Origin of the sequence: Bradyrhizobium viridifuturi, from assembly GCF_001238275.1 — a bacterium.
GTDB classification, from domain to species: domain Bacteria; phylum Pseudomonadota; class Alphaproteobacteria; order Rhizobiales; family Xanthobacteraceae; genus Bradyrhizobium; species Bradyrhizobium viridifuturi.
This window is the reverse complement of the sequence record NZ_LGTB01000008.1, coordinates 175,588-188,287: the sequence shown is the minus strand read 5'-3', so window position 1 is coordinate 188,287 and position 12,700 is coordinate 175,588. Positions and strand designations below refer to the sequence as shown.

The 12,700-nt window shown below is 64.8% G+C and carries 12 protein-coding genes; 5 read left to right on the top strand and 7 right to left on the bottom strand.

Going from position 1 to position 12,700, the window contains the following annotated elements; genetic code table 11:
* Positions 1-6: 6 nt before the first annotated feature.
* The 3 genes from ALC15_RS09795 to ALC15_RS43240 are packed head-to-tail and all read right to left on the bottom strand — an operon-like array spanning position 7 to position 1,974.
* Positions 7-285, bottom strand: coding sequence for a hypothetical protein (locus ALC15_RS09795; protein ID WP_050627054.1), 279 nt, complete (start codon positions 283-285; stop codon positions 7-9).
* Positions 249-1,496 (bottom strand): methyl-accepting chemotaxis protein, encoded by a 1,248-nt coding sequence (locus ALC15_RS47145; RefSeq protein ID WP_094193789.1) that lies wholly within the window; start codon positions 1,494-1,496, stop codon positions 249-251. The genes ALC15_RS09795 and ALC15_RS47145 overlap by 37 nt, the downstream gene beginning before the upstream one ends.
* Positions 1,453-1,974 carry a hypothetical protein gene (locus ALC15_RS43240; protein ID WP_128089483.1) on the bottom strand — a complete coding sequence of 174 codons (522 nt, stop codon included), beginning with the start codon at positions 1,972-1,974 and terminating at the stop codon, positions 1,453-1,455. Before ALC15_RS43240 ends, ALC15_RS47145 begins: the two co-directional genes overlap by 44 nt.
* 412 nt (positions 1,975-2,386) lie before the next feature.
* On the opposite strand from ALC15_RS43240, the gene ALC15_RS09785 reads away from it, so the two are divergent.
* Positions 2,387-4,051, top strand: a complete 1,665-nt coding sequence (locus tag ALC15_RS09785; protein WP_050627052.1) for a thiamine pyrophosphate-binding protein — start codon at positions 2,387-2,389, stop codon at positions 4,049-4,051.
* Positions 4,051-5,322 (top strand): NAD(P)/FAD-dependent oxidoreductase, encoded by a 1,272-nt coding sequence (locus tag ALC15_RS09780; RefSeq protein WP_050627051.1) that lies wholly within the window; start codon positions 4,051-4,053, stop codon positions 5,320-5,322. Before ALC15_RS09785 ends, ALC15_RS09780 begins: the two co-directional genes overlap by 1 nt.
* A gap of 9 nt (positions 5,323-5,331) precedes the next feature.
* Here ALC15_RS09780 and ALC15_RS09775 read toward each other — a convergent pair whose 3' ends face one another.
* The 4 genes from ALC15_RS09775 to ALC15_RS09760 all read right to left on the bottom strand — a co-directional run bounded on the left by ALC15_RS09775 (position 5,332) and on the right by ALC15_RS09760 (position 8,629).
* On the bottom strand, positions 5,332-5,565 hold the full coding sequence (locus ALC15_RS09775) for a hypothetical protein (protein WP_050627050.1): 234 nt from the start codon (positions 5,563-5,565) through the stop codon (positions 5,332-5,334).
* Between the two features lie 252 nt (positions 5,566-5,817).
* Positions 5,818-6,006, bottom strand: coding sequence for a hypothetical protein (locus tag ALC15_RS09770; protein WP_050627049.1), 189 nt, complete (start codon positions 6,004-6,006; stop codon positions 5,818-5,820).
* A 688-nt stretch (positions 6,007-6,694) separates the two neighbouring features.
* Entirely contained in the window at positions 6,695-7,582 is an 888-nt protein-coding gene (locus tag ALC15_RS09765) for a haloalkane dehalogenase (RefSeq protein WP_050627048.1), read from the bottom strand.
* A 69-nt stretch (positions 7,583-7,651) separates the two neighbouring features.
* Positions 7,652-8,629, bottom strand: coding sequence for an NADPH:quinone oxidoreductase family protein (locus ALC15_RS09760; protein ID WP_050627047.1), 978 nt, complete (start codon positions 8,627-8,629; stop codon positions 7,652-7,654).
* A 375-nt stretch (positions 8,630-9,004) separates the two neighbouring features.
* Between ALC15_RS09760 and ALC15_RS09755 the strand changes: the two genes are divergently transcribed.
* The 3 genes from ALC15_RS09755 (at position 9,005) to ALC15_RS09745 (ending at position 12,648) form a co-directional block, all read left to right on the top strand.
* Positions 9,005-9,778, top strand: coding sequence for a motility protein A (locus tag ALC15_RS09755; protein ID WP_050418782.1), 774 nt, complete (start codon positions 9,005-9,007; stop codon positions 9,776-9,778).
* A 28-nt stretch (positions 9,779-9,806) separates the two neighbouring features.
* A complete protein-coding gene (locus tag ALC15_RS09750) occupies positions 9,807-10,637 on the top strand; it encodes an OmpA/MotB family protein (RefSeq protein WP_050627046.1) in 831 nt (276 codons plus the stop codon).
* A 112-nt stretch (positions 10,638-10,749) separates the two neighbouring features.
* Positions 10,750-12,648, top strand: coding sequence for a potassium transporter Kup (locus tag ALC15_RS09745; RefSeq protein WP_050627045.1), 1,899 nt, complete (start codon positions 10,750-10,752; stop codon positions 12,646-12,648).
* Positions 12,649-12,700 lie beyond the last annotated feature (52 nt).

Below are 12,700 nucleotides of genomic sequence, written 5' to 3'. Positions count from 1 at the left end.
GCGACGTTACATCGCCCGCACGTTCTTGAGGAACTTGTCGACCTGGACCTCCAGCTCGGACGCGTTGCTGGCGACTTCTCCGGAGGCCGCCAGCACGTTCTCGGCGGCCTTGCTGGCGTCGTCGATCGCCTTGGTGGTTCCGTTGATGTTCGCGGTGACCTCCTTGGTGGCCGCGGCCTGCTCCTCGACGGCGCTGGCGATCACGGTCGAGATCTCGCTGATCTGGACGATGACGCTCGAGATCGCCTTCAGCGCGGAGGCGGTGTTGCCGGTCGCGGCCTGCATCTCGTTGATCTGCGCCGAGATGTCCTCGGTGGCTTGGCGGTCTGGTTGGCCAGCGCCTTGACCTCGGAGGCAACGACAGCGAAGCCGCGCCCGGCCTCGCCGGCGCGGGCGGACTCGATCGTCGCGTTGAGCGCGAGCAGATTGGTCTGACCGGCGATCTGGCTGATCAGCGCGACGACGTCGCCGATCTTCTGGGCCATGGTCACGAGGCCCGCGACCAGTTTGTCGGATTTCTCGGCTTCCTCGACCGCCATGCGGGCGATGCGGCTCGCCTCGGACACCTGGCGGCTGATCTCGTTGACGGATGAGGAAAGCTCCTCCGACGCGGACGCCGCGCTTGCCGAGCGCTGATTGACGAATTCGGCGGTCGTGGTCAGCGATCGTGCCGTGCCCTGCATCTGCGTCGAGGCCGATGACAGCATCCCGGCAAGGCCCTTTACATCCCTCTCGAAATCGTCCGCGAGCTTCACATTGCCGGTCACCACCGACCAGCTCAGCATCGCGCCGGTATAGTTGCCGCGCTTGTCGGTCAGCCCGGAGACCCTGAGGTCGAGCGTTTCCGGGCCGAGCTTGATCTTGGCCGCGTGCGGCAGGTTTTTGGGATCGCCGACGATGCGGCGCTGATGCGCCGGGTTCTTGTGGAAGATGTCGAACGAGTTGCCGAGGATCTGGTCCGGCCGCACCGGGAGCAGATGCTTCACGGTGTCGAGCGTCTTGAGGCTGGTCTGGTTGATGTACGTGATGTTGAAATCGGTATCGCACATCATGATGTTGATCGGCATGTTGTCGAGCATTTGCAACAGCCGCTCGGTCTGGGTTTCGAGCCGCGCCTTCTCGGTCGCGAGCTCCCAGGTCAGCATCGGCCCGCTATAGCGGCCGCGCGAATTGGTCATCGCCGTCACGGTGAGATCGAGCGTCTCGCCGCCGATGGTGATGCGGGCCTTGTGCGGCAGGTTCTTAGGATCGGACAGCAGTCGGCGCTGATGCTGCGGGTTCTTGTGAAAGATATCGATCGACTGACCGATCAGTGCGTCGACCTTCACCGGCAGCACATGCTCGATCTTCTTCAGATTCTGCCGCGTCGACTCGTTGATGTAGGTGATCCTGAAATCGCCCAGCTCGCAGAGCATGACACTGATCGGCATGTCGTCGAACAGTCGATATGAACTATCCGAGCCGACCACGCTTGCGACGCCCTTCATCCCCAACATGCATTGCCTCCAGCATTGATATCAATTGGTGAACCGAAACACTGCACCTGATCGGCAGCAGAAGGCGTTCCGCCGCCGGTGAGCGGGCAGGTGCGATACACGATCTACGAATTTGTGACTGCGTCGAACCGTAGGCGATTCGAGTTCCGTCCCAAAGCGCATGCAATGCGCCGCGCGTGATCGCGCAAGGCATCACGCGTGGTGCATGCGGTGCACACAGTCGATATCTGCGTGCAAGGCCGCGATTTGCTGTGGAATCCGGCGGTTCAGCGGCGCGTGATGCGAAGCTATCGATCGCCGCACCGTAGTCATACGGAAGCGCACGCGCGCGCTGCTTGTGATCGTTGTCGTGCACATGATCGAGCTGCGTGTGCAGTTTGTGCCACGCTGTCGTCACGCGCATCGTAGTGTGCCTGACTTCGATCGTCTCGCATTGTTGTCTTGCGCTTTCGTCTTGACGATGCGGCATGCGGATCATCGTCCCGCGTCCGCGCCGCGCGCGGCGATCGGCGTCGTGCAATGGCGGTTAGGCTGCCGCACCGTTGGTGGTAGTGAGCGTTATGTATACACGTTTAAATAGATTGTTGCGTGATACCGGATCGATCCCGGCGACCGGCGTCGCGATATGGCGTCCGGCGGCGAGATGCGTCCAGGATGTGGACGGAGGGTATTGGCTTGCTCGCCGGCCCGGCCGCCGCGATCCGGCCCGCGATGCTCCGCTCTGCGGAAATCGATGATGAAACAGCGTTGCCCATTGCCTATCGCATGGCTTGACGTCGCTGCGGCCTCGCGACGCGGCTTCGGCCTTGCACCATATTTCCGTCTATCATACCCCGTGGGACGACGATCCGCGCGACGCCAAGGCGCGCTAATGCCCGCAGGGAGCCCTCATGACCAAAAGCAATGCCCGCACCGGAGGCCAGATCCTGATCGACCAGCTGGTCGCGCAAGGCGTGGAACGCGTCACCTGCGTGCCTGGCGAGAGCTATCTGGCGGCGCTCGACGCGTTGCATGACAGCCCAATCGATGTCGTGATCTGCCGCGCCGAGGGCGGCGCTGCGATGATGGCTGAAGCCTATGGCAAGCTCACCGGACGTCCGGGCATCTGCTTCGTCACCCGCGGCCCCGGTTCGACCAATGCCGCCCATGGCGTGCACATCGCGATGCAGGATTCCACCCCGATGATCCTGTTCGTCGGCCAGGTTGATACCGGCATGCGTGAGCGCGAGGCGTTCCAGGAACTCGACTACAAGGCAGTGTTCGGCACCATGGCGAAATGGGCCGTCGAGATCGATCGTCCCGACCGCATTCCCGAGCTGGTCGCACGCGCGTTCCGCGTCGCACTGCAGGGCCGTCCTGGTCCGGTCGTGATCTCGCTGCCGGAGAACATGCTGACCGAAACCGCAGCCATCACCGACGCGCCGAAGGTCGAGCCTGCGGCCACCTGGCCGGCCCCGTCCGATCTCGAGCGTCTCGGCGCGATGCTCGCATCCGCGAAGGCGCCGATCGTGGTGCTCGGCGGCTCGGCCTGGACCGCAGAGGCGGCGAAAGGCATTGCGCGCTTTGCCGAGCGTTTTGATCTCCCGGTCGCGACCTCGTTCCGTCGCGCCTCGCTGATCGACGCCGACCACTCGCACTATGCCGGCGATCTCGGTATCGGCCCGAGCCCGAAGCTGAAAGACCGCATCACCGGCGCCGACGTGATCCTGTTGATCGGCGGCCGCATGTCGGAGATGCCGTCATCGTCCTACACGCTGCTCGACATCCCCACGCCGAGCCAGCAGCTGATCCATGTGCATCCCGGCGCCGAAGAGCTCGGCCGCGTCTACCAGCCGGCGCTGGCGATCCAGGCGACGCCTGCCGCCTTCGCCGCCGCGATCGAAACCATGAAGCCTAAGGCGACGCCCGCCTGGAAGGGCGAGGCGGCGAAGGCGCACGCGGATTATCTGGCCTGGACCGACAAGCCACGCGAGCTGCCGGGCAATTTTCAATATGGCGAAGTCGTCACCTGGCTGCGCGATCGGCTGCCGAAGGATGCGATCGTCTGCAACGGCGCCGGCAACTATGCCGGCTGGATTCATCGCCACCATCGCTTCCACAGCTTCGCGGCGCAACTCGCGCCGACCTCGGGCTCGATGGGCTATGGCGTGCCGGCGGCTGTCATGGCCAAGCGGCAGCATCCGGATCGCGTCGTCGTGGCGTTCGCCGGCGACGGCTGCTTCCTGATGAACGGGCAGGAGTTCGCTACCGCCGTGCAGTACGACGCGCCGCTGATCGTCGTCGTGATCGACAACGCGCAATACGGCACCATCCGCATGCATCAGGAGCGCGACTATCCCGGCCGCGTCGTCGGCACCCAGCTCAAGAACCCGGACTTCGCGCTGTACGCCAAGGCGTTCGGCGGCCATGGCGAGCGGGTCGAGCGCACCGAGGACTTCGCGCCCGCCTTCGAGCGCGCGCTGGCTTCCGGCAAGCCTGCGATCCTGCACTGCCTGGTCGATCAGCGCGCGCTGTCGGTCGGCAAGGATTTTGTGCCCGAGCAGGCTGTGCGCTGATGCCTGAATCTGCCCGCCGTCACGTCGCGATCATCGGCGCCGGCGCGGTCGGCGTGATCAGCGCCATCGAGGCGCAGCGCTTTGGCCATCGCGTTACCTTGATCGATCCGGGCGAGCCCGGCGGTCAGCAGGCGGCGAGCTATGGCAATGCCGGCTGGCTGTCGTCTCATTCGGTGATCCCGCCGGCCGAGCCTGGCACCTGGAAGAAGGTGCCGGGCTATCTGATGGACCCGCTCGGGCCACTCGCGATCCGCTGGTCGTATCTGCCGAAGGCCTTGCCGTGGCTGGTCAAGTATCTGCTGTCGAGCTGGACCGAGGCGCAGGTCGAGGCTACCGCGCGGGCGATGCGCGAGCTGCTCAAGGACGCGCCGCTGCTGCACCGGCAGCTCGCCGAGGAAGCCGGCGTCCCCGAGCTGATCGAGCGGCGCGGCGTCATGCACGTGTTTCCGTCACGCGCGCCGTTCGACAAGGATCTCGGCTGGCGGATCCGCAAGCGCGTCGGCATCGAATGGCTGGAGCTCAACGAAGACGAGATGCGCCAGCGCGAGCCCGATCTGCATCCGCGCTACAAGTTCGGCGTCGTGGTCGAGGAGGCCGGACGCTGCCGCGATCCGGGCGCCTATGTGACGGCACTCGCCGCGCACGCGATCGCGAACGGTGCCGGGCGCGTCGCCGCGAAGGCCACGGGCCTCAAGCTTTCCGGCGACAGGCTCGTTGCTGTGGTCACCGAGAGCGGCGAGATTGCCTGTGATGCGGCGGTCGTCGCCGCGGGCGCGCGCTCGAAGCAGCTGACCGCATCGATCGGCGATCCGCTGCCGCTGGAGACCGAGCGCGGCTATCACGTCATGATCGAGAGCCCGGAATCCGGGCCGCGCAATTCGATGATGGCCTCGGACGCCAAGATGGTCGTCAACTGGACCGACAAGGGGCTGCGCGCCGCCGGCACGGTCGAGATCGCCGGGCTCGAGGCCGAGCCGAACTGGAGACGCGCCGAGATCCTGCGCGAGCATCTGTTCAGCATGTTCCCGAAGCTGCCGAGGGATATCCCGCCATCGCGCATCAAGACCTGGTTCGGCCACCGCCCGAGCATGCCCGACGGGCGCCCCTGCATCGGTCATAGCCGCGCCACGCGCGATGTCGTCTATGCCTTCGGCCACGGCCATGTCGGCCTGGTCGGCTCGGCCCGCACCGGCCGGCTGGTTGCGCAATTGCTCAGTGGCCAGACACCGGAGATTCCGCTCGCGCCGTTCGCGCCGTCGCGATTTCTGTAGAGTATAATCTCAGCTCTCGCCGGCCCATGCCGTGATCGCCGCGGGCGCGATCACGCGCCGTGGCATGTGCGGATTGATCGTGCCGGCGCTGACGTCCTGCGTCTGAACGAGCAGGGTGCGTGCGAACGCCTTCGCATCCTGCTCGGATGTGAAGGTGCGGGTCTGGCGCGCGAAGCGGTGGTGTCCGGCGTCTGGATTTCTCAGCGCGAATGAGACGTACCAGATGGCCTTGTCCATCTTCATTGCGCGTCTCTTGCGGGGATGGTTTGCTGTCGCGACCGGGACGCATTGCCGGATGCGGGTTGTGCAATTTGTGCCAAACGAAAGATCCTGAAGTGCAACAGATGCCGACCAAATAGTACCCGGCGGAGAGGCATACCAACACGAGGCCGGACGTGAACTCTCAACCGACGGGCGTAACCACAATGCGTTGCCGTGACGTTGGTTCCGGTGATCGGCGCTGCGGTTTCCATGTGTCGTCCGCAGGGCATCGCGCTAGATGGCTTCGCCCTCCCTGCGGGCCGCGGCGATGGCCTTTTCGACCTCCGCCGCGAGGGCCGCGAGATGCTCGGCCAGTTTGGTGAACAGTTCGCGCTTCTGGATGTCGGTGGTGAGGTCGCGGATCAGGGCACACTCCGCAGCGTCGGTGCGAAGCTTCTCAAGATGCGTCAGCATGTCCTGCATTTTTTCACCCGGCCTCCGTTTTCGGCAAACGGTAGGAGGCACGAAACCGGGCGACAATAACGTGTGATAATTGGTCGGTGGGATCAGCGGTCGCGCTCGCATGCCGGCCGCTGCACCGGACCGTGCAAGGCGCAGCGATACCCATCGGTTGCGCCGCGCGGTGAGGTGACGGGTATTGCTAGTGCGCCACCCATCCCGCGGTCCAGCGTCAAACTAGTCGTTCGGCTTTTCAGAATTTCGCTTGACGCCGGACCCAACTCAGATGTTCAATATATCCGTCTCACCCGACACGAGGGGCGCTTCGCGGTCGTCACGAACGCGGCGTGAGATGCGGTGGACGCTGACGTCGCGACTGACGAGTGTGACTGATGCGGACGGTGAAGTCGTGTGGTCCTGACGCCCTGGTGGCAGGTGTCCTCGCGCAAAGCGCGAAAGCGCTTTGCGAAGGCGGTGACAAGCAAGCCCAGTCTCGCCGGGGAGAGCACGTATAAGCCGTAGCCCATCGCGCAGGGAAAGCCGGGTTGTTTCCGGTTACACCTGTGGTCCGACCCCCGAGCTCTCTACCCACGCTCGGGGCCCATGGGTGCGATCGGCACCCGGCTTTCCCTGCGCCCTCTGTGAAGAGAGGGCGGAACGAAGAGCAAGACTCGGACAATTCATGTCGCGAGAACGCGAATATTTGCGTGCTTCAGCGCACCGGGCCAAAACTCTTCAGCGCCTCCACGACGATGATCTCGCCGGCCTCCTGCACGAAATGTCCGGCATCGGGCAGTTCGAGCGGCGGTGGACAGTTTCGGATCACCTGCCGCAACTGGCTCATCACCGGCGGCCCGAGCACCGGGTCCTTCATGCCGACCGCCATGAAGCTCTGTCCGCTCCAGTGCTGCGACCAGAAGTCCCGCGCACGCCGCGAAAGCGCAGCGCCGCCGGCGTCCGGCCGGTCCGGCACCAGATTGGGAAAGCGTCGGACGCCGGTCTTGTACCGCACGTCCGGATAGGGCGCGGCATAGGCGGCGGCTTCTTGGTCTGCGAGCGAGGGGGCCGCCCGCTGCATCAGTGCCATGATATCCATGTCCGGGCTGCGGTTGGAGAAGGCCCGCCATGCCAGGAAGCCATCGCCGAGCGGCATGTCTCCGGTGCCGAGCATCGTGTTCATCACCAGCAGCCGGTCGAACCGGCTCACCATGTCCATCGGAATCGTCAGTCCGATCAATCCGCCCCAGTCCTGGCAAACGAGCATGACGCGACGCAGGTCGAGCGCCTCGATCAAGGACATCACCGAGGATCGATGGAAGTCGAAGGTGTAGATGTCTTCGTCGACGGGCTTGTCGGAGCGACCGAAGCCGAAGAAGTCCGGCGCCACGACGCGGAAACCCGCGCCGAGGAGCATGGGGATCATCTTGCGGTAGAGGTAGGCCCAGGTCGGTTGGCCATGCAGGCAAAGCGCCACCGGCGCGGTCTTCATTCCCTCGTCGAGATAGTGCATGCGCAGCGGGCCGATCTCGGTGTAGCGCGGCACGAAAGCAAATCCGGGCAAGCCGGCGAAGCGCTCGTCCGGTGTTCGAAGCGTCTGCATGTCTCTCCCTTCTGGATCCGTCATCGGCTCGCACGAGCACGTCGAGCGAAGTGTATCTCGGTTCTCCCGCTAACCGATCCGCACCACCATCTTGCCGAGCGCGGCACGGGTCTGCATGGTGGTGAACGCCGCGCGGAAATCGTCAAACGCGAACACCTTGCCGACAACAGGCGTCAGCCGGCCATCGTTCAGCCATGCCGACAATTGCGTCATCACGCGCGCCTGCGCCTCGGGCTCGCGGCGTGCGATCTGGGCGGCGTCGACGCCGATCAGAAGGCCGCCCTTCAACAGTGGCAGGTTGAACGGCAACGCAGGAATGCTGCCGGCCGCAAAGCCGACCACGACATGGCGGCCGTTCCAGGCGATCGAGCGGAATGCCTGCAGCGAGACCTCGCCGCCGACCGGATCGAAGATCACGTCGGGACCCTGGCCGCCGGTCGCATCCTTCAGTGCGTCGCGCCAATCAGCCTTCGTGTAGTCGACGACGGCATCGGCGCCGAAGCTTGCGGCGAAGTTGCGCTTCTCCTCGCTCGAGGCGGCGGCAATGACGCGTGCGCCGAGCAGCTTGCCGACCTGGATCGCGGCGACGCCGGTGCCGCCGGCGGCGCCGAGCACCAGCAGCTGCTCGTCCGCCTTGAGCGCGCCGCGCTCGCCGAGCGCATAAAGCGCGGTGAGGTAATTGGTGCGGAAGGCCGCGGCGGCTTCCATCGACAGTCCGTCGGGCATGATCTCGACGGCCTCAGGCGGCACCACGATGTGCTCGGCCAGCGCGCCCGAGCGCGCCGCGCCCATCACCCGCATGCCCGGCGCGATCCCGGTGACGTGGCTCGCGACCGCATCGACCACGCCGGCGAATTCAGCGCCGGGCGTGAAGGGAAGGGCATCCTTGGTCTGGTAGCGGCCCTCGACCTTCAGCCCGTCCACGAAGCCGATGCTCGCGGCGTGGACCCGGACTCGGATCTGCCCGGCGGCGGGGTCGGGGGTGGCGATTTCCTTCAGCCCGATCTGATCGATGGGGGCATATTGCTCGACGACGACCGCCTTCATTCTGTCCTGCTCGCTGGTTCGTTTCCTCTCGAGCTTTTTCCGGTCCGATTGATACAGAACGGGGCTCTCGATTCTTGTGTTGACGCGTTTTCTTCACGCGAACCGGTACCCACTTCGCTCGAAAACGCTCTGCCCCAAGCTATCTCATGTCCGTTGTTCTACGGGGAGGTCTTTTGCGCATGCGGCGACCGCGATGCATGCGGAAAGCCAGCATCTTCAACGACATCGCGAAAAGGCAGCCGTTTACCCGTTGTTATCCCTACTAAATTCAGTAACGCGTCCTTAATGGCATTAACGTTAGGGTTTTTCCACGCGGCCCGCCTTGGGCTGCGCGCCGTCCAGGACAGGCGGGTTGCGTTCGCGTTGGAGTTTTTCATGGATATCATGACAGGCGCCGGGCTGCTGGCCGGCATCATCGTCATCGCGGTGATGATGTTCATGGGCGGCGACCTGCACATGTTCATTTCCGAACACGCCATGATCATCATCTTCGGCGGTTCGATTGCAGCGACGATGATCCGTTTTCCGCTCGGCGTGATGCTGCATGGCCTGCCGCTCGGCGCCAAGTTCGCCTTCACGATGAGCCGGCTGTCGGCGCGCGACCTCGTCGAGGAGCTCGCCCGCATCGCCGAGATCGCCCGCAAGCAGGGCCCGGTCGGCCTGGAAAAGGTCGAGACCGACGAGCCGTTCCTCGCCAAGGGCATCCGCTACGTCGCCGACGGCTACGACCTCGAATTCATCCGCGACAACATGGAGCGCGACCGCGACAATTTCCTGATGCACCTCGACGAGGGCAGCAAGATCTATCGCGCGATCGGCGACTGCGCGCCGGCCTTCGGCATGATCGGCACGCTGATCGGCATGGTGCAGATGTTCGCCAACATGACCGACCCTTCCAAGCTCGGCCCGTTCATGGCGACCGCGCTGCTCGCGACGCTGTACGGCGCGCTGGTCGCCAACCTGTTCTGCCTGCCGATCGCGGACAAGCTGCACGGCAAGCTGCTCGACGAGGAGACCAACCGTACGCTGATCATCGACGGGATCCTGATGATCCGCGATTCCAAGAGCCCGGCGCTGGTGCGCGAGATGCTGCTGGCCTATCTGCCGGAGAAGCATCGCCACGAGGAAGGCGAGCCGGTGCCGGCCTGACCGGCCGGCGCTTTCGGGAAACGCGACAATGGCCAAGAAAAAGCGCGGCGACGCCCATACCGGAGGTCACGGCTGGTTCGTGACCTTCGCCGACCTGATGGGCCTGATGATGAGCTTCTTCGTGATGCTCGTAGCGTTCTCGACCATGGACAACAACAAGCTGAAGATCGTCGCCGGTTCGATGCGCGACGCCTTCGGCGTGCAGACCAATGTGCGCTATTCAGGGATCGTCGAGTCCGACGGACTGCCGACCCGGCCGAAGCTGAAGAATGTCGAGCACATCTCGCCGGAGGAGTCCTCGGCCAACCCGACGCCGGACGAGAAGGAGCGCAGCCAGATCAACGGCGCGCGGCTGAAGATCGACCGCGAATTCGCACTCGCCTCCGCTTCGCTCCGGCAGGCCCTGCAGGACATGCCGGAGCTCACCGAAATCTCCAAGAACATCATGTTCGAGGAGACCAAGGAGGGGCTCAACCTCGAGATCGTCGACCAGGACGGCCGCTCGATGTTCGCCGACGGTTCCAGGGAGCCGTATGAGCGCACCCGCCGGCTGATCCAGAAGCTCGCCGCGCCCTTGAAGGCGACGCCGCTGCGGATCTCGATCGTGGGGCATACAGCCGCAGGCTTCGTGCCGGCGCGCAGCGATTATGACGCCTTCGACCTGTCCGCCGACCGCGCCAACGCGGTGCGGCAGATCCTGGAGCGGGAAGGCCTGCCGCCGTCGCACATTTTCGCGGTTTCCGGCAAGGCAGACGGCCAGCCGCTGTTTCCCGACGATCCGACGCTGCCGGCGAACCGTCGCGTGACGATCACGTTGATGCGGGAAAATCCCCCGTTGCCACCGGATCTAAAGCCGTAACTCCGGGTTACCATGCTACCGCAAGGGTGACCTTGTGCTCGGTTGACAGCCGGAGCGGAAGCGTCGATAGCCGCGCGCATCAAATCAACCGATCGGGCGTTCCAACCTCGCCATGGCCGTCAGCGTTTCATCAACCGAAGCCCAGGAGGGTAAGGTCACCTCCGGCTTCTGGGCCCTGACGCTGGGCAGCATCGGGGTGGTGTTCGGCGATATCGGAACCTCGCCGCTCTACGCATTCCGCGAGGCGGTCGGCGGCGCCGCGCACGGCCAGCCGGTCACCCGCATCATGGTGCTCGGCGTGCTCAGCCTGATCCTGTGGGCGCTGTTCACCGTCGTCACCGCAAAATATGTGCTGCTGCTGCTGCGCGCCGACAACAATGGCGAGGGCGGCACACTCTCGCTGATGGCGCTCGGCCAGCGCGCAATCGGCCGGCGCAGTTGGCCGCTCCTCGCGCTCGGCGTGGTCGGCGCCTCGATGTTCATCGGCGATTCCATGATCACGCCGGCGATCTCGGTGCTGTCGGCGGTCGAGGGCCTCAAGCTCGCCACGCCGCATCTCGAGCACTATGTGGTGCCGCTGACGATCCTTATCCTGGTCGTGCTGTTCGCGGTGCAGCGCAACGGGACCGCGCGCGTCGCTTCCGCGTTCGGGCCGGTCATGGTGGTGTGGTTCGCCTCGCTCGCGGTGATGGGCCTCGTCCACATCATGGACGATCCGTCGGTGCTGGCGGCGATCAATCCCTATTATGCGCTCCAGTTCATGCTGACCCACGGCACTGTCGGCCTGGTGACATTGGGCGCGGTGTTCCTCGCGGTGACCGGCGGCGAGGCGCTGTACGCCGATCTCGGGCATTTCGGCCGCAAGCCGATCCAGTCCGGCTGGCTGTTCTTCGTGCTGCCATCGCTGCTGCTGAACTATTTCGGGCAGGGCGCGCTGGTGCTGTCCGATCCCGCCGCGATCGAGAACTCGTTCTATCGCATGGTGCCGGACGTGCTGCTGCTGCCGCTGGTCGGGCTCGCCACTGCGGCAACCGTGATCGCGAGCCAGGCGGTCATCACCGGCGCCTATTCGCTGATCAGCCAGGCGGTGCAGCTCGGGCTGTTGCCGCGCTTCGAGGTCCGCTACACCTCGGAGACCCATGCCGGGCAGATCTATCTGCCGCGCGTCAACCGGCTGCTGCTGATCGGCGTGCTGCTGCTGGTGCTGCTGTTCCGCACCTCGAGCGGGCTCGCCTCGGCCTACGGCATCGCGGTCTCCACCACGATGGTCGCCGACGGTATCATGGGCTTCATCGTGATCTGGAAGCTGTGGAACTGGCGCGTGGCGTCGGCGGCCGCATTGATCCTGCCGTTCGTGATCGTCGACATGACCTTCTTCAGCGCCAACCTGCTGAAGCTGTTCGAGGGCGCCTGGGTGCCGCTGCTGTTCGGCGTCGTGATGGCGACGATGATCTGGACCTGGCGCCGGGGCGCTGCGATTCTGGTCGCCAAGACCCGCCGCATCGAGGTGCCGCTGCGCGACCTGATCCACAGTCTGGAGAAGCGGCCGCCGCACATCGTCAAGGGCACCGCGGTGTTCCTGACCAGCGACCCGAGCTTCGTGCCGACCGCGCTGCTGCACAATCTCAAGCACAACAAGGTGCTGCACGAGCACAATGTAATCCTGACCATCGAGACCGCACCGACGCCGCGCGTCGACATTTCCGAGCGCGTCAACATGGAGAAGGTCAGCGACAAGTTCACCGCGGTGCGGCTGCGCTTCGGCTACATGGAGTCGCCGAACGTGCCGAAGGCGCTGGCGGTTGCGCGCAAGCTCGGCTGGCAGTTCGACATCATGTCGACCTCGTTCTTCGTGTCGCGCCGTTCGCTGAAGCCGTCGGCCCAGTCCGGGATGCCGCAGTGGCAGGACCACCTGTTCATCGCGATGAGCCGGTCCGCCAACGATGCCACCGACTATTTCCAGATCCCGACCGGCCGGGTGGTTGAAGTGGGTACCCAGGTAACTATTTGAGCCAACAGCGATTCCGGCGTTGAAAAGCGTGATCTATGCGTGATACGCATGG